The following is a 237-nucleotide window of genomic DNA, read 5'->3' on the forward strand; positions in this document are numbered from 1 at the left end:
CCGGCGAGTGTGGCCATATGCGTCTGCCGGTTGATGCGTTAACCATGATGGGGTTGGATTTCCCGTTACGCCGCTGCGGCTGTGGTCAGCATGGCTGCATTGAAAATTATCTGTCTGGTCGCGGTTTTGCGTGGCTGTATCAACACTATTATCATCAAGCGTTGCAGGCTCCCGAAATAATTGCGCTTTATGATCAAGGCGATGAGCAGGCAAGGGCGCACGTTGAGCGTTATCTGG

Annotated in this window: 1 protein-coding gene; it reads left to right on the forward strand. The window is 53.2% G+C overall.

Annotation, left to right across the window (positions count from 1 at the left end; translation table 11 throughout):
* Positions 1 to 17: 17 nt before the first annotated feature.
* Positions 18 to 237: ROK family protein (locus IEQ44_RS16495; protein WP_227487716.1), on the forward strand; the 220-nt coding region annotated here is incomplete at its 3' end.

The organism is Nocardioides malaquae (genome assembly GCF_015070385.1).
In the GTDB taxonomy this organism is placed as follows: domain Bacteria; phylum Actinomycetota; class Actinomycetes; order Propionibacteriales; family Nocardioidaceae; genus Nocardioides; species Nocardioides malaquae.